The organism is Flavobacterium sp. GQ95 (assembly GCF_059758655.1).
In genome coordinates this window covers 289,670-308,145 of sequence record NZ_JCAXEB010000001.1, presented here as the reverse complement: position 1 = coordinate 308,145, position 18,476 = coordinate 289,670, and the positions used below count along the sequence as shown (strand labels likewise).

At 33.4% G+C, this 18,476-nt stretch carries 18 protein-coding genes and 2 tRNA genes; 11 read left to right on the top strand and 9 right to left on the bottom strand.

The features are described from left to right. Positions 1-151: 151 nt before the first annotated feature. Positions 152-1,669: a 2,3-bisphosphoglycerate-independent phosphoglycerate mutase gene (gene gpmI, locus AC6CH4_RS01315; RefSeq protein WP_498099469.1), complete on the bottom strand. Its 1,518-nt coding sequence runs from the start codon at positions 1,667-1,669 to the stop codon at positions 152-154. A 140-nt stretch (positions 1,670-1,809) separates the two neighbouring features. Further along, positions 1,810-4,242, bottom strand: a complete 2,433-nt coding sequence (locus tag AC6CH4_RS01310; RefSeq protein ID WP_498100599.1) for a DUF5916 domain-containing protein — start codon at positions 4,240-4,242, stop codon at positions 1,810-1,812. 286 nt (positions 4,243-4,528) lie between these two features. On the opposite strand from AC6CH4_RS01310, the gene AC6CH4_RS01305 reads away from it, so the two are divergent. Further along, complete coding sequence (locus tag AC6CH4_RS01305; RefSeq protein WP_498099467.1) at positions 4,529-5,251, top strand: murein L,D-transpeptidase catalytic domain family protein; 723 nt, start codon at positions 4,529-4,531, stop codon at positions 5,249-5,251. Here AC6CH4_RS01305 and AC6CH4_RS01300 read toward each other — a convergent pair. Together AC6CH4_RS01300 and AC6CH4_RS01295 are read right to left on the bottom strand one after the other, a co-directional pair. Further along, on the bottom strand, positions 5,240-6,832 hold the full coding sequence (locus tag AC6CH4_RS01300) for a L,D-transpeptidase family protein (protein WP_498099465.1): 1,593 nt from the start codon (positions 6,830-6,832) through the stop codon (positions 5,240-5,242). The genes AC6CH4_RS01305 and AC6CH4_RS01300 overlap by 12 nt on opposite strands. 155 nt (positions 6,833-6,987) lie before the next feature. Further along, complete coding sequence (locus tag AC6CH4_RS01295; RefSeq protein WP_498100597.1) at positions 6,988-7,110, bottom strand: hypothetical protein; 123 nt, start codon at positions 7,108-7,110, stop codon at positions 6,988-6,990. A 293-nt stretch (positions 7,111-7,403) separates the two neighbouring features. Between AC6CH4_RS01295 and AC6CH4_RS01290 the strand changes: the two genes are divergently transcribed. Then, positions 7,404-7,476 (top strand) — tRNA-Gly (locus AC6CH4_RS01290). Positions 7,477-7,581: 105 nt separating this feature from the next. Further along, positions 7,582-7,654: transfer RNA gene (locus AC6CH4_RS01285), tRNA-Gly, on the top strand. A 138-nt stretch (positions 7,655-7,792) separates the two neighbouring features. Here the strand turns inward: AC6CH4_RS01285 and pepE are convergent. After that, entirely contained in the window at positions 7,793-8,500 is a 708-nt protein-coding gene (gene pepE / locus AC6CH4_RS01280; protein ID WP_498099463.1) for a dipeptidase PepE, read from the bottom strand. Between the two features lie 162 nt (positions 8,501-8,662). Between pepE and AC6CH4_RS01275 the strand changes: the two genes are divergently transcribed. From AC6CH4_RS01275 to AC6CH4_RS01245, 7 genes are all read left to right on the top strand, one after another. Then, on the top strand, positions 8,663-9,430 hold the full coding sequence (locus AC6CH4_RS01275; protein WP_498099461.1) for a carboxypeptidase-like regulatory domain-containing protein: 768 nt from the start codon (positions 8,663-8,665) through the stop codon (positions 9,428-9,430). Beyond that, complete coding sequence (locus AC6CH4_RS01270) at positions 9,417-10,142, top strand: carboxypeptidase-like regulatory domain-containing protein (RefSeq protein WP_498099459.1); 726 nt, start codon at positions 9,417-9,419, stop codon at positions 10,140-10,142. Before AC6CH4_RS01275 ends, AC6CH4_RS01270 begins: the two co-directional genes overlap by 14 nt. Continuing rightward, positions 10,132-10,893 (top strand): BamP family beta-barrel-assembly machinery protein, encoded by a 762-nt coding sequence (gene bamP, locus AC6CH4_RS01265; protein ID WP_498099457.1) that lies wholly within the window; start codon positions 10,132-10,134, stop codon positions 10,891-10,893. The genes AC6CH4_RS01270 and bamP overlap by 11 nt, the downstream gene beginning before the upstream one ends. Beyond that, a complete protein-coding gene (locus AC6CH4_RS01260; protein ID WP_498099455.1) occupies positions 10,883-11,389 on the top strand; it encodes a DUF6702 family protein in 507 nt (168 codons plus the stop codon). The genes bamP and AC6CH4_RS01260 overlap by 11 nt, the downstream gene beginning before the upstream one ends. Positions 11,390-11,455: 66 nt before the next feature. Next, entirely contained in the window at positions 11,456-13,699 is a 2,244-nt protein-coding gene (locus AC6CH4_RS01255) for a M1 family metallopeptidase (RefSeq protein ID WP_498099453.1), read from the top strand. Between the two features lie 104 nt (positions 13,700-13,803). Then, the gene (locus tag AC6CH4_RS01250; RefSeq protein ID WP_056194644.1) at positions 13,804-14,163 is read left to right on the top strand and encodes a Sec-independent protein translocase subunit TatA/TatB; all 360 of its coding nucleotides are present in this window, start codon (positions 13,804-13,806) and stop codon (positions 14,161-14,163) included. A gap of 1 nt (position 14,164) precedes the next feature. Next, positions 14,165-14,728: a phosphatase PAP2 family protein gene (locus AC6CH4_RS01245; RefSeq protein ID WP_498099451.1), complete on the top strand. Its 564-nt coding sequence runs from the start codon at positions 14,165-14,167 to the stop codon at positions 14,726-14,728. 141 nt (positions 14,729-14,869) lie between these two features. On the opposite strand, the gene AC6CH4_RS01240 is transcribed toward AC6CH4_RS01245, so the two are convergent. The 4 genes from AC6CH4_RS01240 to AC6CH4_RS01225 all read right to left on the bottom strand — a co-directional run bounded on the left by AC6CH4_RS01240 (position 14,870) and on the right by AC6CH4_RS01225 (position 17,208). Then, positions 14,870-15,256: a hypothetical protein gene (locus tag AC6CH4_RS01240; protein WP_498099449.1), complete on the bottom strand. Its 387-nt coding sequence runs from the start codon at positions 15,254-15,256 to the stop codon at positions 14,870-14,872. Positions 15,257-15,292: 36 nt separating this feature from the next. Further along, positions 15,293-16,009, bottom strand: a complete 717-nt coding sequence (locus tag AC6CH4_RS01235; protein WP_498099447.1) for a phytanoyl-CoA dioxygenase family protein — start codon at positions 16,007-16,009, stop codon at positions 15,293-15,295. An 81-nt stretch (positions 16,010-16,090) separates the two neighbouring features. After that, on the bottom strand, positions 16,091-16,732 hold the full coding sequence (locus tag AC6CH4_RS01230; RefSeq protein ID WP_026985648.1) for an O-methyltransferase: 642 nt from the start codon (positions 16,730-16,732) through the stop codon (positions 16,091-16,093). Between the two features lie 110 nt (positions 16,733-16,842). After that, entirely contained in the window at positions 16,843-17,208 is a 366-nt protein-coding gene (locus AC6CH4_RS01225) for a hypothetical protein (RefSeq protein WP_498099445.1), read from the bottom strand. Between the two features lie 210 nt (positions 17,209-17,418). Between AC6CH4_RS01225 and rlmN the strand changes: the two genes are divergently transcribed. Next, the gene (gene rlmN, locus AC6CH4_RS01220) at positions 17,419-18,462 is read left to right on the top strand and encodes a dual-specificity RNA methyltransferase RlmN (RefSeq protein WP_498099443.1); all 1,044 of its coding nucleotides are present in this window, start codon (positions 17,419-17,421) and stop codon (positions 18,460-18,462) included. The last annotated feature ends 14 nt before the right edge of the window (positions 18,463-18,476 follow it).

Genomic DNA, 18,476 nt, shown 5'->3' with positions numbered 1-18,476 from the left:
GAAATCCTCGCAAGTAACTCCGCAACGAAAATCCAATCTTTGTCGAGCTTCTCGCGAGGATTTCTCGTTCCTCGAAATGACAACAAGCCTAAAAACAAAAAAGAGACAAATCCGAAAACTTGTCTCTTTTTCTATTAAAAAAAAGTGGTTTCTATAATAATGAATGACAAGTCATTGTATTTGGTTGTGGGACTCCCATTAATTCTAAAATAGTTGGAGCAATATCTCCTAAAACACCATTTTGAATGTTTTTCAGATTCTTGTCAACTAAAATAATCGGCACAGGATTCGTTGTGTGAGCCGTATTTGGACTTCCATCAGGATTAATCATTGTTTCGCAATTTCCGTGATCGGCAATCACAATTGTAGTATAATCATTAGCAAGAGCAGCTTCAATTACTTGTTTTACACAAGCATCAACAGCTTCACAAGCAAGGATTGCAGCACTCATAATTCCGGTATGTCCAACCATATCTCCATTAGCAAAGTTAAGACAAACAAAATCTACTTCGCCTTTGTTTAATTCAGGAACAAGTGCAGTAGTTAGTTCGTAGGCACTCATTTCTGGCTGTAAATCATAAGTAGCTACTTTTGGAGAGTTTCTCAAGATTCTTGATTCGCCTTCAAAAGGAGTTTCTCTTCCGCCAGAAAAGAAAAAGGTTACATGTGGATATTTTTCTGTTTCAGCAATACGAATTTGTTTTTTACCCGCTTTTTCTAAAACTTCACCCAGCGTTTCAGTAATATTATCTTTATTGTAAACAACTTTTACGTTTTGATACGTTTCGTCGTAGTTGGTAAGCGTTACATAATACAAGTTTAATTTGTGCATGTTTTGCTCGTGGAAATCATGCTGTGAAAGTGCTTCTGTAAGTTCACGGCCTCTATCGGTTCTGAAATTGAAGAAGATTACAACATCACCTTCAACAATTGTTGCCAGCGGTTTTTGTTCTTCATCAACCATTACAATAGGTGCAATAAATTCGTCAGTAACATCGTGTGCATAACTTTCAAGGACACTGGCAACTGCATTTTTTGAAGGAATTCCAGTACCATTAACAACTAAATCGTAAGCTAATTTTACGCGTTCCCAACGTTTGTCACGGTCCATTGCATAATAACGACCAACAATAGAAGCTATTTTTACCGGAGTATCTTTAATATGTTCTTCTAAGTCATGAATGTATTTTGCTCCTGATTTTGGATCAACATCACGTCCGTCTGTAAAAGCATGAATATAAACCTGGTCTAAGCCATATTCCTGAGAAGCATCGATCAATCCACGTAAGTGCGAAGTATGAGAGTGAACACCTCCATCAGAAACTAATCCTAAAAAGTGTACTTTTTTATTGTTTTCTTTAGCATATGTAAAAGCATCAACCAAAACTTGTTCTTTGGCTAATGTTTGATGCGCTACGGCTAAGTTAATTTTGGCTAAATCCTGATACACAATTCTTCCGGCACCAAGATTCATATGTCCCACTTCGCTGTTTCCCATCTGACCTTCGGGTAAACCTACGTTTAATCCATCGGTTCGAAGTTGAGCGCTTGGGTAATTTTTGTAAAGACTGTTTATAAAAGGAACATTTGCATTGTCTATTGCGGATACTTTAGGGTCAGGAGATTTTCCCCAACCATCTAAAATCATAAGGATAACTTTCTTGTTCATTACTTTTTGTTTTGTACAAAGATAAGCCATTTCTAAAATGTGCAAAGAAAGCAATGTTACATTTATGTTTAATAAAATGAAGTATGTGAAAAAATAATAATTTAATTGAAGAAGGACTTATTTTTTAAAATTAATTCACGCTAAGCTCTCTTTCTGAGCTTATTTTTGACAGCATTGTAGTCGATAAAATATTTCACACTGACTGAAAAAATGTGTTTTAAAGCATCATTGTTGAGTAAAGCAGTTACATTGCCCTTAAATTCTTTATCGATAATACGCTCAAAATTGGAAGCGCTATTACGGTATAAAACCGAAACCTGACTTCCCGGCGCAAACCACCATGAATAGGATAAGTCAGCATTCCAGGAATAAAAACTCGAATTTTTGTTTTCAGTATATTCAGGATAAGGTGTTAAAGCTCCATCTTGCTGCAATTCCAGAATGTCTTTATTTTCAGCATAAGACCAATATTGGCGAAGTGCTAAATTTAAAGTCATCGCACTGTTTAAAGCATATTTTCCCGTAATTGTATTCGAATAGGTAATTACATTTCGATTGGCAAAAACAATAGTTTCCGGAGTGCTTTCATTGTCATCATCATCATCATAACCATCGATATAGCCTTTGTTGTTGTTTTTTCTAAAATAACTAAAAGTATAGACCATTAAAAGTTTATCACTAAAGCGATATCTCGGTCCAATATCAAAGCCATATGCCATTCGTCCAGGCTCGTCAGCAATAGCAATTGACGGATTTAGATCTAAAGCAAATTTATGGTTGTAATTTGTAGAAATGCTGCCCCACGCTTCAACTCTTCTCGGAATGATAACATAACGATTGTCGGCTCTTGGTTCATAATAATCATGAGATATTAAAGGAAATACAGTGATTCCTCCGCCATAATAATTATTTTTTACCGTACTCAGGTTTACATTTGCCTCAATATTATTGTCTTGTACTTTTCCTGATTCTTTATTGAATTCGACATACATATTATAGTTGACCTTAAAGCTATTAAAAAGCTTTGTTGGGTTTAGAATTCTATAATTTGCATTTCCGTAGAAATTGTAATAATTGGTATAAAAGTTAATTCCGAGATCATTTGGATCGTACCCTTTTGTGACAAAATCAGTACCTACACTGTAACGGTATTTTCCAGTAGTTTCGGCAAATCCAATTGTGGAGAAGACACCCGTTTTATCTTCAGTTTGATTAATGATACTGTATTTTACATTTCCAGATAAATTATAGGTATTTGCTTTTGTATTTAAATCCCACGCTAAGCCCGAAACATTGGCATCTCTGTAATGTGCATTTCTTGTAACGTTTGTGTTTATAAAGGTTACAGAAGAATTTTTCCGAAAACGCTGATCCAAAACCAAAACGTTATAATTGGTCAAAGGTTCCACAACTATTTGTCTTGTGTCTCCTGAAAGAGTATCTTTTACGGTAGCGAAAGTTTTTTCGGTAATGGCATTTAAAATTCCAATTCCTAATCCGTTTTTTGTTCTTCCTGAAACTTTCAAAGCATTGATAAGATTCACATTCTGAACGGTTTCAATTACTTCTTCATTATCATTTAATTCAGGGTCTATAGAAGGTGCCCCTCCAATTCTTCTGGAGTAAAAGATGTTTCCTTTATTGAACAAATCGGTTCCTTCTGTAAAAAAGGCTCTGTTTTCGTTGAATTGTTGCTCAAACGGACTCAAATTCAAAATCTGATCGTCGTATTTTGTTTGTCCAAAATCGGGAACCAGAATCGCATCCAAAGTAAAGGCATCTGTAATTCCGTACTTAATGTCCATACCACCTTTCATTGTACCGTATGTTTTTTGACCTTCAGCAGCATTTAAATAATAGGAGGCATATGGCATAAAAAATAATCGGGTAGGAGGTTTGATATTTTCAATTCCGGTTAATTCCCCGTTTTGTTGTGTAAACGTGCCAATTTTGGTATTTATTAAGTTCCAGGTATATTTCCTGCGTTCTCTTTTTACTTCCCTGAAAAAATTAATTCCCCAAGTTTGTTTGTTCTCTGCAGAGAATCGCAAAGCGGCGTACGGAATTTTAATCTCCACAATCCAGCCTTTATCGGTTATTTTTGCTTTGCTAATCCAGACAGCATCCCAGGAATAATCTTCTCCAATGACATCTGTCATGATACAATCGCCCTGAACATCAGCTGCAGAAACAAAAAACTCAAAGTTTTGTTGCCCGTCATTAAAGCCGTTGATGAAAACACCAAAAATATCAGCGGTTCCAAAATTATCACGTTGTGAAATCTCTTTTAAAATTTTGTTTGGCTGGTCATCATACATCATGGCACCTATGTAAATGGCGTCATTGTTGTAAATAACCTTGATTTCTGTTTTTTGAGATTCAGGAATTGGCTTTCCGTTGTCGGGTTCAAACATGATAAAATCAGAAGCAATCGGGGCATTTTCCCACGCGGTCTCGTCTAGTTTTCCATCAATAATAATGGGCTGCGAGGTAGATTGTGCCTGTAGGGTTTTCTTTTGGCTGTAGCCGAACGATACACAGAGCAGAAAATAAAGGAAAACTACTTTTTTCATTTGTATGATGAAGGATGCGTGAGATAATATAGACATTCAAAAGTGTTAAATGTTACACTTTAAAATCTAAAAATTATATCTTTTTAGTATTGTAGGTATATCGCTACGTAGTAAAAGTTAAAATAATGCGTAAAAATAAGATTTTTACGTCAATATGCCAATGTTTTGTTTTTGATCTGTTAAATTTTAAACAAAACGTGCCTGATTTACAGCTATTTATTTTGTACCGTATATTTTTTTTATATTTTTGTCAAACCCAAATTTGTTATTAACCTAAAGAAATTCAATGATTTACAAAATTTATCCACTGCTAGTGTTTTTGTTATTATCTTTTGGTAAAGATTCAAAAAGCACTCCCGAAACTAAAAAAGAAGCAACTAAAAGCATTGCTAAAGTTGAAAAACTTACAGTAGAAGCTAAAATTGAAGGTGTATATCATGCCTTGAATCCAAACAATTATCAGTTACCTGAACTTAGAACTTTTTCTGAAGCTTTAAAAGGATTTTATTTATTAAAGGAAAGAGGAGTTGTTCAAAAAGACATTCTAACATTAATTGATTTCAGTTTGTCATCAAATACCAAACGTCTTTGGGTAATTGATTTAGCAACAAATACTGTTTTGTTTCAATCTTTGGTTGCTCACGGAAGAAATACAGGTGAAGAATATGCATCTGCTTTTTCAAATACTAATTCATCTTTTAAAAGTAGTCTTGGTTTTTATGCTACAGGCGAAATTTATCAGGGAAAACATGGAGCTTCATTGCGTTTAGATGGTTTAGAGCGAGGTTATAATAATAATGCCCGCGAAAGGGGAGTTGTTATGCATGGAGCAGATTATGTTTCTGAATCTTTTATCAGAAATCATAAAAGACTAGGCAGAAGCCAGGGTTGCCCTGCATTACCAGTTGAATTGACCGGAAAAATAATTGACATTATTAAAGATAAATCGTGTTTGTACATCTACCATCCTTCAAGAGGATTTGCGATGGAAGAAAAGCTACTTTCGTAATTTAGCATACAAATCCGAATCTAAATTATAAATATCAGCTCTGAAAATGAGCTGATTTTTTTTGCTCCATGCTGTCCAGTACCATTGGTATAAAGCGTACTTTTTAATAATTTTGATATAAGTAGTCTTCTGTGAAGCAATAATAGTATCTATTTTCTCTTGTGAATATTTATCAGGATCATTTAAAATGTGCTCCGCCAGTTCTAACGGATTTTCAATACGAACGCATCCAGAACTCAGTGAACGATTATTTCTTCCAAAATAATTACGATGATTGGTGTCGTGCAAATAAACGCTATGATGATTTGGGAATAAAATTTTCATCAATCCCAATGAATTATTATAGCCCGGACTTTGCACATATTTGTAATTGCCAGGTTTGTTTTCATTCCAGTTACTTGGATCAACTTCATTGCCTGTAGTGTCATAAATCGTTATATTTTTATTTTTTAAATAATTACGATTGCGTTTCATCGCAGGAACTACATCTTCTTTTAAAATGGTCGGAGGAACGGTCCATGTCGGGTTAAAAACAACTGTTTTCAGTACCGATGTAATAATTGGGGTTTTTCTTTTACTTGTTCCAACGACAATATTACGGACTAAAGTAGTGTCTTGACTTTCAATAACATTCAAGCTGTAATTAGGTATATTTATAATGAAATAATTTTCGGCCAAATCATTGCTAAACCATCTCCAACGTTCTAAATTGGCAATAATTTGCTGTTTTCTTTTTTCTTTAGAATAATTTAGGGCGCTTATTGTTCCTTGTCCAATTACCCCGTCAGAGGCCAGACCATGTCTCTCCTGAAACCTTTTTACCGCTTCAAATGTCTTTTGATTATACATAGTAGTTAAACTATCTTTTCCGAACATATCGCCCCAAAACAAAAGCCTTTTTTTGATATTAATTAAAGCTTTGTTGCTTTCATTTAAAGATATTTTCCTGGTCAGAGAATCAATAGTAATCATTCCTATATCGTCCTCCGGAAACGTATCAATAATTTCAAGTGCTTTTAAAAGCTGTTTGTAGGTGTCTGATTTTGGTTGAATGCTTTCAACAATACTATCTAATTTGTTTTTATTAAATGCTTTTATCAAAACACTATTGATATCCAATTTTTTTTCTTGAAGATCCCAGTCTGTATATAGTTTTTTAGGATCTAGTTTGCCTTTATGCAAATGATTTAGATACAATTCAAAATTATAAGTAAGCAAAATGTCGAAAGTTGCTAATTCTTTATCATTAAGTTTGCTGATTCTTTTTTCGTATTTTTCAAGCACTGCAGACTTGTAGTCGTCCGTATCCAGACCTAACGCTGTACAATTTTTTAATTGGGATAAAACATAAGTTCTTTTTTTAAGATTTCCCCAAACGGTTTGATTGTTTGAAGAATTGTAAAATTCCTGAAGCGTTTTGCTTTTAAAAATACCTATTAAGGCAGTATCAATGGAAACTTTTCTTTCATCGGTAAGTATGATAGTTGGGGGTGGAGTTACTTTTACAGGAATAACTTTTGGAGTCTCCTTTTTGCAACTAATAAAAATACATGCAATTATAAGAAAGTAGAATTTTCTCATTTTATAATTTTTTATACATCAAAATAGTGTTCGCCAACATCTTTAATATCAAATGGATTACCCGGGGTTGGTATTCCATTTTTTTGTAAAAGCCTACAGCGGCGGTTCTGGCGTTAAACCAAATCAAATCGACTTTGTTCGCATTGTAGTAGGTTTCACAATGTTACTAAAGCCTCCCCAAATTCTTTTTTCTGATGCGTTTCTAAAACGGCCATCCCGCGAATTTGTGCTTGATTCTGTTCGGCAAATATAGTATTGATTTTTCCGAATAGCGAAATAATTCCTATTAAATTTTCATTATCAAAAAGACCAAAATGATGTGTTGCTTCTAAATCATCTCCCTCGAAGATACAGCTTTCTATAGGTTTCTCTTTTCTGAGAACAGGTTAACGAACGATATAAGTTTCTTTTGAAGGTATTTCTTTAATTTGAATCATAATTTATGAAAAATAATTGACTCTTTAACTTTTTAGTTTTAAATAGGTTATAAGAAATTGTTGCTTTTAATTCATTTTTTTTGAAAAAAAGCTTGTTTTGAACTGAACTTATTTTTTATATTTGCACCAGTAATGCGAAAGTAGCTCAGTTGGTAGAGCTCCAGCCTTCCAAGCTGGTTGTCGCGAGTTCGAGCCTCGTCTTTCGCTCTAAAAGCCGAAACTTAATTGTTTCGGTTTTTTTATCAAAGTTAAATAATTATTGATTTTTATTTTTTTAAATGATTTAATTATTTATATTTGCACCCTGTTAATGCGAAAGTAGCTCAGTTGGTAGAGCTCCAGCCTTCCAAGCTGGTTGTCGCGAGTTCGAGCCTCGTCTTTCGCTCTTCAAAATCCTCAAACAATTTGTTTGGGGATTTTTTGTTTTTAAACAAATGTAAATCCCAATATTTTTAAATTCCAAATCCCAAGTTTTTAAAAAGAAAAACAATGCTAGGATTTGGAATTTAAAAAATGGGAATTTTTATTTTAAGTTGCTCAAATCGCTTTCTGTTTCTAGTTCAATCGGGGTTTCGTTTTGTTTGAATAAACGAGCAGTCAGACTTCCTTTCAAAGTGATTTTATTGCCTTTTACTTCAAGCCAGCTTCCTTCTCTTAAACCTAAAACAGGAATTGCATTAAAAGCATGAAACTCTTTAATTCTTGTTTCGCGCGTTTCGCCCATGTGTTTCGATTGTAAATCCGGATCTAAATAATGTGGGTTTAAATTGAACGGAATTAACCCTAAAGTTTGAAAACTTGGCGGATAAACAATTGGCATATCGTTGGTTGTCTGCATGGATAGACCGCAAATATTGCTTCCTGCACTGGTCCCTAAATAAGGTGTCCCATTTTTTACAGTTTCAGAAAGAAGCTGCATGATATTGTGTTGGTATAATTGAGTAACCAGTAAAAAAGTATTTCCTCCTCCGGTAAATATTCCTTCTGCAGTTTTTATTGCATTTTCAGGATTTTCAAACTCATGAATTCCTTTTACAGAAATGTTAATAGTTGCAAATGCCTGCGCTACTTTTTCAGTGTAATCGTTATGTGAAATTCCGCCGGGGCGAGCAAAAGGAATAAATAAAATGCTTTTGCAATTTTTAAAATGTTCTTGTAAAGTGGGTAATAAATATTCTAAATAACTGCCTTCGTGAAGGGTAGAGGTGCTGGCAATAATAATGCTTTTCATAAATTTTGTACTTAGATTGTTTAGGTTAAAGGTATTAAAAACTCTTTTTTTAGGAGAAGAAACAAGAGTTTAATTAACATATTTTTACCAAGCCGTTAATACTAATTTTGGAACACATTAAGATATTTTTACACTTTTAACGGTAATTTTAATTTTTTCATTTTGATCAACAAAGTTTTATGCGTTTTGGTTGTTGTTTTGAGTCAGACCGTGTGGTCTCAAAATCAGGATCGTGCTATTGTAAACGGCAAAATCGTTTCGAATACAAATGATTTGGAAGGTGTTTATGTAGTAAACGCGCAAACTGAAGTTATGGTGACTACAGACGCTGAAGGTGTTTTTTCGATCATGGCTAAACCCGGAGATACACTTGTTTTTTCGTCTATTCAATTTAAAGAAAATCGGGTTTTGTTGACCAGTGAAAACTTTACGGATCTTAATTTTACTGTGAAACTAAGTCTGGTAATGCATCAATTGCAGGAAGTGATTGTAAAAAGATACGATAATATCAACGCTGCGGCAATGGGAATTGTTCCGGGAAATCAAAAAACATACACAGAAAGTGAAAGAAAATTACGCACTGCTACCGCGTTAGACGCGACTGCAAGTGCAAGTGGAATGGCAGGTGGTTCGATTTCTGCAGATCCTTTTTTGAATTTTTTATCAGGCAGAACTAAAATGCTTAAAAAGGAATTGGCTGTCGAGAAAAAGGAATTTTTTATGAAACTTTTAGAAAACATGTTTAGTCTGGATCATTTTGTTAACAGATTAAAAATTCCGAATGAGTATGTGAAAGGCTTTGAGTATTATGCCGTGGAAAATGATAAGTTTACGGTCATTTTAAATTCTAAAAATAAAACTTCAACAGAATTCTTATTAGCTGAATTGGCTGTTAAATACAAAGAAATATTGGCTGGTGAGAACAAATAATATTTTATTAATTCTATTTTTATTAATTACTCAAATTTCATTGGGACAAACTTCTGGTGTCAAAGAAATTCTGGGGCAGGTATTTGAACAATCGTCTTCCGTTGAAGGTGTGAATATCATCAATAATAATACTCAAATTACTGCTGTTACGGATGAAAATGGAATGTTTTCGATTATAGCGAAAGAAGGAGATGTTTTGGTTTTTTCTTCTGTAAATCTGGATCCTTTAAAACGTAGAATATCGGCAGAAGATTTGAATTCTGCTTCGATTCAGATTAAAATGACCGCAAAACAAATCGAGTTGAAGGAGGTTGTTGTAAACGACAATGCAGGTATTAATGCTGAAAATCTTGGAATTGTTCCGCATGGACAAAAGACCTATACTCCGGCTGAAAGAAAACTTTATACGGCCAAATCAACTTCGGTAGACAAGTTGATAAATGCAATGTCAGGACGTACTTCAATGCTGAAAAAAGAGATAAAAGTAGAGAAAAAGGAGATGCTTTTCAGGAAGTTGGAATATCTTTTTGATGAGAATTATTATACAGAAAGATTAAAGATTTCGTTAGAAGATATTAAAGGATTTCAATTATATTGTGTAGAGGATTCTGAATTTGCCGTATCTTTGAATAGTAAAAACAAAACAATGAGTATGTTTTTAATCACTGAATTAGCCAGAAAATATCTTAAAATCCTCGAAAATGAAAAATAGCCTAAGAATACTCGTTTTGTGCCTTTTTTGTCAAATTTCATTTGGACAAAATGCAACAAGGAAATCATTACACGGACAAGTTACAAACCCATCACTTGCCATTGAAAGTGGATACGTAATGAATATAAATGCCAATGTTAGAACTTTTATTGGTTCTGGTGGATTGTTTGATATTATGGCAAAGCCAAAGGATACTTTGCTTTTCACCGGAATGGCATTTCAGTCCAGAAAGATTGTTTTGACAGAAAAAGACTGTGCCCAAATTCTCTTTAATGTTTCGTTAGATTTAGTAAATAATCAGCTTAAGGAAGTTTTGGTTCATAAAGATTTAAAAGTAAAAGCACTGGGAGGTGGTTCTCAGGCAATAGTCGATTTACAGTTTGAAGATGACAAACAGTCGACAGCAAAAAATACCGTAATGTATTCTGATCAAACCATTAAATACGGAACTGATTTTGTCCGAATATTTAAAGATGTTAAGAAACTTTTACGTAAAAATGATGAAGTTCAGGAAGAAGTTATAAGTGATATTGCTTTTACGGCTTATGCCAGAGATAATTTTACACCTGATTTTTTTAATAAAACATTAAATCTAAAAGATGATGAAATAGAACTGTTTTTAATGTATTGCTCCAATGACCCGGAATCTAAGCGATATTTAAAACCAGACGATAAATTTCAGTTAATCGATTTTATGATTAACAAGAATAAAGATTTTAAGAATATTACTGTTTCCAAAAATGAAAAATAAATTAATTTACCCCTTAATTGGGGTATTATTTTTATCGCTATCCTCGTTTGCTTTTCATAAATTTTATATGGGCGTTTTTCAGGTGAATTATGCGGCCGAAAAGAAAATGATTCAAATTACATCCCGTATTTTTATTGATGATCTGAATAACGGAATGGAGAAAAAATACCATAAAAAAACCTTTGTTGGAACAGAAAAAGAAACGCCTGAAGATTTAGAATTATTTAAAAAATACCTTTCAGAAAATTTCACAATAAAAGTAAACGGTCAACCAAAACCAATTACTTTTTTATCTAAAGAAGTTGAAGCTGGTGATGTACTTGTATGTTACTCCCGAATAAAAGACATCGATAAATTTAAGACGCTTGAAATTTCAAACACTATTTTGGTAGATTGGAATGCTGAACAGCAAAATATTACACATATTTCAGCATTCGGTACTAAAAAGAGTGTTCTCTTTACAGAATCTTCAAGGAAAGAAGTGTTAAAGTATTAATGAATAGATAAAATTATCATTATAATTGTTATTTTCACACCCTGATAAAATTACCTATTACATTTTATGAAAAAACTTTCATTATTATTAATTTTCCCTGCCTTATTAATGGCTCAGGAAAAAAATACCACCGTTGCTCCAAAACAACAAGGTAAGTACGATACCAACAAATTTAGTCAAATGTACGATTTGCTGGCAACACCAAATATGTTTCGTACCGCGTCTGGAGCACCAGGTCCTGCTTATTACCAACAACAGGCAGATTATAAAATAGATATCGAATTAGACGATAAAAATTCAAAATTAACAGGTTCTGAAGTGATTACTTATTCAAACAATTCTCCGGATAGTTTAGAATATCTATGGATTCAGTTAGATCAAAATCAGGCTAAAGCAAATACTCAGACACCATTGGCTGAAAGCGAAAAAATCAATCAGGTATTGCCATTGGATGGTTTTTCAAGCAAATATTTGAAAAAAGATCTTGAGCGTGGTTTCAACATTGAGCAGGTAAAAGATGCAAAAGGAAGTCCAATGTCATACACGATCAACGAAACAATGATGCGTATTAATTTGGCTACTCCTTTAAAACCAGGTGAAAAAATTTCATTAGCTATAAAATGGTGGTACAACATCAATAATTATAGAAAAGAAGGCGGACGTTCAGGTTATGAATTATTCGAAAAAGACAGAAATAAATTATATGTAATTGCTCAATTTTATCCAAGAATGGCGGTTTACAACGATGTTGAAGGATGGCAAAATATGCAATTCTGGGGAAGCGGAGAGTTTGCTCTTCCTTTTGGAAACTTTGATGTAAACATTACAGTTCCTGCAGATCACGTTATTGATGCAACAGGAGAATTAACAAACAGAGCTGAAGTTTTTACTGCAGAGCAAGTAAAACGTTACGAGCAAGCTCAAAAATCATTTGATAAACCTGTAGTAATTGTTACACAGGCAGAAGCTGAAGCTGCTGAAAAAGGTTTTTCTGAAAAGAAAAAAACATGGAAATTTAGTGCTAAAAATGTACGTGATTTCGGAATCGCTTCTTCAAGAAAATTTATTTACGATGCAATGGCTGTGAAATTGGGAGGTAAGATTGTTATGGCAGAATCTGTTTATCCAAAAGAAGCAAATCCGCTTTGGGGAGAAACTTCTACAATGACAGTAGCTCATACTTTAAAAAGCTATTCCTCTCATACTTTTGATTATCCTTATCCAAAAGCAGTTTCAGTTTCGGCAGAAGATCAGGGAATGGAATACCCAATGATTTGTTGGAATTTTGGTCGTCCTGATGAAAATGGAGTGACGAGCAAAGAAGTTAAAAACGGAATGATTGGTGTTGTAATTCACGAGGTTGGACACACTTTCTTCCCGATGATTGTAAACTCAGATGAGCGTCAATGGACCTGGATGGATGAAGGTTTAAATTCATTTTTAGAATATTTGGCAGAACAGGAATTAGATCCAAATTTCCCTTCAAGACGCGGACCGGCAAAAAACATTGTCCCTTACATGAGTGGAGATCAAAAGTTTTTAGAGCCAATTATGTCTAACTCTGAAACAATTGCACAGTTTGGAAATAATGCTTACGGAAAACCTGCTACAGGCCTTAATATTTTAAGAGAAGTAGTAATGGGGAAAGAATTGTTTGACTATGCTTTCAGGACTTATGCTAACAGATGGAAGTTCAAGCATCCAACTCCTGAAGATTTCTTCAGAACAATGGAAGATGCTTCTGCTGTAGATTTGGATTGGTTTTTCAGAGGATGGTTTTACTCCACTGATTTTGTAGATATCGGAATTAAAGAGGTAAAACAATATTATGTTTCAGATACTCCAACAGCTGATTTAAAAGATGTAAAAGTGAAGAAAGGACGTTTCGGATTCGATAAAGGACCATTCGTTTATTTAGTAGCAAGTGATAATGCAGAAGTTAATGCTTCAAAGAAAAAAGCTTTGAAAGTGGATGACGTAAAATTATTGGCAGATTATGTAAATCAAAGTTTTACTGCTGAAGAAAAAGCAAGTTTAAAATCGCCTAAATATTTCTACGAAGTTGAGTTTAATAAACCAGGGGGGATGATTATGCCAATTTTGGTTGAAATCACTTACGAAGATGGTTCAAAACAAAACTTCCAGTATCCGGCTCAAATCTGGAGAAAAAATAATGATACTGCTAAGAAAGTTTATGCAACTGAAAAAGCAATCAAAAGCATTCAGATAGATCCAAAATTGATGACTGCTGATATTGATGTAACCAATAACTCTTGGCCAAAAACGGAAGAAAAATCAAAATTTGATTAAGAATAAGACTAAAAAAGACTCTGAAAAGAGTCTTTTTTTTAAGTAAATTTTAAAACAGTCGGCTGCAAAATTTAATATCTTTGTGGCACACAAAAATAAAAGTTATGTTTGGTATAGGAGGAGGAGAATTAGTTTTTATACTGTTTATCGTACTAATGCTTTTTGGTTCTGATAAAGTGCCTGAAATTGCTCGTACAATGGGTAAAGCTATGGCGCAATTGAAAAATGCAACCAACGACATTAAAAGTGAAATTCAAAAAGGAGCAGAGGCAAATGGCCTTGATACAAAATCTTTAACGGATATCACAGGAAATATTAACGCACAGATTAACGATGCAAAATCAAACCTTTTAGGCGATACTACCAGTTTATCAGGGAATTTATTAGGAGATACTGCAACAGAAATAGACAAAGTAAAAGAAGACATCGATTCAATCTCAGGACCTGTAAAACGCCAAATGTAATATGCTTGAAAAAATACAAGAATTAGATACCAATCTCTTTGTGTATCTTAATGGTTTAGGTTCTGAAACATACGATAAATTTTGGCTGATTATCACCAATCAACTGTATTGGACACCATTTTTTTTATTCCTGTTTTTTCTTATCTATAAAAAAATAGGTATAAAACAAACCTTGTATATTCTTCTTTTTATTGCAGTTTTAATTGCTTTTACTGATCAGATGACTAATTTGTTCAAACATACTTTTGAACGTTTACGCCCGTGTAATAATCCCGAAATAAATTCATTTATTCGTATTGTTCAGGTTCGTACATCCTATAGTTTTTTCTCAGGTCATGCGGCTAACACAATGGCTGTTGCAACCTTTTTATTCCTGATTTTAAAACGCCATTTCAGGTATTTAGGATTCTTATTTTTATGGCCGTTAATCTTCGCTTATAGCCGAATTTATTTAGGATTGCATTATCCTGGAGACATTCTTACCGGTTATTTCTTCGGAGCATTTTTCGGATCTTTACTTTATTTGGTTTATAGAAAACTAAAACCTTTATATTTTCCAGGATAGTTTTTGGAGCTACTTCTAGCCATCCGCTGTATCTTTTGCGTCTCCCGATAGCTATCGGGACCGCCACAAAAGGATGCCGCTTCTGTCTGGGCTAGGGGCTCATTTTCAAATTTTTTTTTAAGTATTCGAAGAATAAATTACTTAGTTATTAGGAAATCTAACACCGTTCCAAATTATTATAAGTTGAAAAACGGTTATTAATATCGTTAAAGCGATATGATAAATCGGAACTTCTGGTTTCGAAAAAAAATCTGAAATTTCTTTTTCGTTCAGCCTTTCACGGAGTCTTACATTATTATATTTATTAATGAAGCTTAAAGGCATTATTGCCCAACTAAAAAGCAACATAATAATGAAAGTCTTTTTATGTATCATTATATCTTTGATGTAAATAATGTCATAAGTTTTACCGATAATAGCAATAACTAAAAATAAAAATATAATCCATTTAAAACGAATACTTTGACTTGCTTTTAGGGTGAAATAGTTTAGTGTAATAAAAATTATAGAGTAAATAAATATTACCATACTTTGAATGATTTTTTGATTTAGAAATAATGAGTTTTAATTTTTAAGAATCGTTTTTTCACTCCATTCTAATCCATCAGGAAGAATTTGATTGCTAAATTCAATATGAATAACTCTTCGTCTTTGGTTATTGGTAGTTTTGTTTGAAGCATGAAAAAGCAAAGGTTTCATGATCATAATTCCACCTTTATCAACTTCACAAATAGTTTCTTTTTCTGCCTGTAGATTTTCAACTCTAAAAATTCCTTTTGAATGCGAATCGTTTATCACCTTTAAAGCTCCATTATCTTTAGTTGTATTATCAAGATGAATTCTGATGGTAAAATTGTTTTCAAGAATTTCTGTTGGAGGCTGAACCGCAAACTGATTTTGTTTTATAGTCCAGTTTTCGAAGTTTTCGATTTCAATTTTCTTGTCAACAGAAATCGTTAAATCCTGATGATAAGCGACAAACCAATTTGATTTTTCCGGTTTATCAAAATATATTGATTTCGTTATAAAGTAGCCTTCCCCAAATGTAGATTCAATAATGTCTTTTAAATTTTGATTGAAAATATAAGGCAAAGTTTCAGGGATTTCCTTGTGAAATTGTCTGATCGCAAACAAATCCTGAGATTTTCTAAATGTTGCATTATCAGTATCGTTTTCGGTTAGATTTTCAATTAACGAAATCAATTTTTCTATTTCACTTTCAGTATAAACAGTATTTATAATTGTAAAACCTTTAGTATTTATTTCGCTTAAACAATTCATTTTGAAATCAAATTTTATATAGTTACAGATTCTAAAAAAAAAACTCAAAACCTCAGTATCTTAGAACCTTAGTAGCTTTTTTTAAAGAACTCGACTCACAGTCAATCCATCACGAATCGGCAATAAAACCGTCTCCACTCTCGGATCATTTTTCAAAAGTAAATTATATTCTAAAAGTACTTTTGTACTAACATCATTTGGATGAACTGGTTCGAGGATTTTACCGCTCCACAAAACATTATCAGATAAAATGATTCCGCCTTTATTCATTTTCGGAACAATCATTTCCCAATAATTTAAGTAGTTTTCTTTATCGGCGTCAATAAAAACCAAATCAAATTTCACATCCAGAGTCGGAATAATGTCTATTGCTTCTCCTAAATGCTGAAAAATTTGTTTGCCCCAAGGCGAGGCATCAAAATACTTTCTCTGAAAATCAATTAATTCTTCTTTAATATCAATAGTATGTAGTTGACCATTTTCCTGCATTCCTTCACACAGACACAAAGCCGCATAACCTGTATATGTCCCAATCTCCAGAATATTTACCGGACGAATTAATTTGGATAACATGCTTAAAACTCTTCCCTGAAAATGTCCGCTCAACATTCTTGGCAAAAGGATTTTCTGGTATGTTTCCTTATTAAGTTTTGCTAACAATTCTGGTTCGTTTTCAGAATGCTGTTCGATATAGTCTTCTAAGTCTTGTGAAATAAAATGCATGTTGTAGTATCTTCTAATTTAAAGCAAAAATACAAAAAATATTCGCTCACTTTTTTCCATAAAAAAACCATCCGACGTGGGATGGTTTAGTTTGTAAAATTCTTTAACAATTATTTCTTCAATGCTTCATTAACGTCTTTAGCAGTTTTTACTGTTCCGTCTTTGGCAGCTTTTGCAGCGGCTTCTGCCTTGTCTGCAGCTTTTTTAGTGGCTTCTTTTACATCTTGTGCAGCTTTGGTTGTAGCGTCTTTTACATCCTGAGCAGCATTTTCAGAAGCTTCTTTCGCATTTGCGGCAGCATTTTCAGCTTTAATTACAGCACTATCCTTTGCCTGTTCGATATCTGTAGTCAAAGTGTCAACTTTGTTTCCAAGAGTTAAATTCTCTTCTCCTGGTTTTGGTTCTTTCTTCTCGCAAGATTGAACAGCGAATGCTAACAAAGCAACTACAGCTAAGCTTAAAATTTGTTTTTTCATAATGAATCAATTTTTTTTAGGTTATAAAATTTAAAGGTTATAAAGCTGAAAAATAAAGATACAAATTTTAAAATGATTGCGCGCTTTGTAAGATTATTTTCCTTGTGAGTGGAAGACAATTCTCGTGCCAAAAATTATGATTTAAAAAGTTTACTCCTAAAGTTTTTTAAGAATTAAAAGGTTTCCATAAATACTTAGTAACTTTGCACCATGCAAATCGAGAAAAAAGACATAAGAGCCTTATCAAAAGATCAATTACGAGATTTTTTTGTCGCAAATAATGACAAAGCTTTTCGTGGAAATCAAGTCTATGAATGGTTGTGGAGCAAGGGAGCACATAGTTTTGAGGATATGACGAATGTTGCCAAAACAACTCGTTCTATGCTTGAAGATAATTTTGTTATCAATCACATTAAGGTTGATACCATGCAGCGTAGTAGTGACGGAACGGTAAAAAATGCAGTTCGACTTCATGATGGTTTAGTAGTAGAGTCGGTTTTGATTCCGACCGATACCAGAACAACAGCTTGTGTATCAAGCCAGGTGGGTTGTAGTTTAGATTGTAATTTCTGCGCAACATCAAGATTGAAAAGAATGCGGAATCTGGAACCAGGGGAAATCTACGATCAGATTTTAGCAATCGATAAAGAAAGTCGTTTGTATCACAATCATCCGCTTTCGAATATCGTTTTTATGGGAATGGGAGAGCCTTTAATGAATTATAATAATGTCATTAAAGCGATAGATATGGTTACATCAACGGAAGGTTTAGGAATGTCGCCAAAAAGAATCATGGTTTCGACTTCCGGAATTCCGAAAATGATTAAGAAAATGGCTGATGATGATGTAAAATTCAAATTGGCAGTTTCATTGCATTCGGCAATTGATGAAATTCGTGCCCGAATCATGCCTTTCAGTGTGAATTTTCCTTTAAAAGATTTACGTGAAGCATTAGAATATTGGTACAGAAAAACCAAAAGCAAAATCTCCTACGAATATGTGGTTTGGGAAGGCATTAACGATGATAAAGCTTCAATTGATGCTTTAGTGAAGTTTTGTAAATATGTGCCCTGTAAAGTTAATTTAATTGAATATAACCCAATTGATGATGGCGAGTTTCAACAAGCATCAGAAGAATCGATTATGGCTTATATAAAAGCTTTGGAGAACATTGGAATTGTGGTAAAAGTACGTCGCAGTCGCGGAAAAGATATTGATGCTGCTTGTGGGCAATTAGCAAATAAAGAAGGATAAAATCCAGATATTTT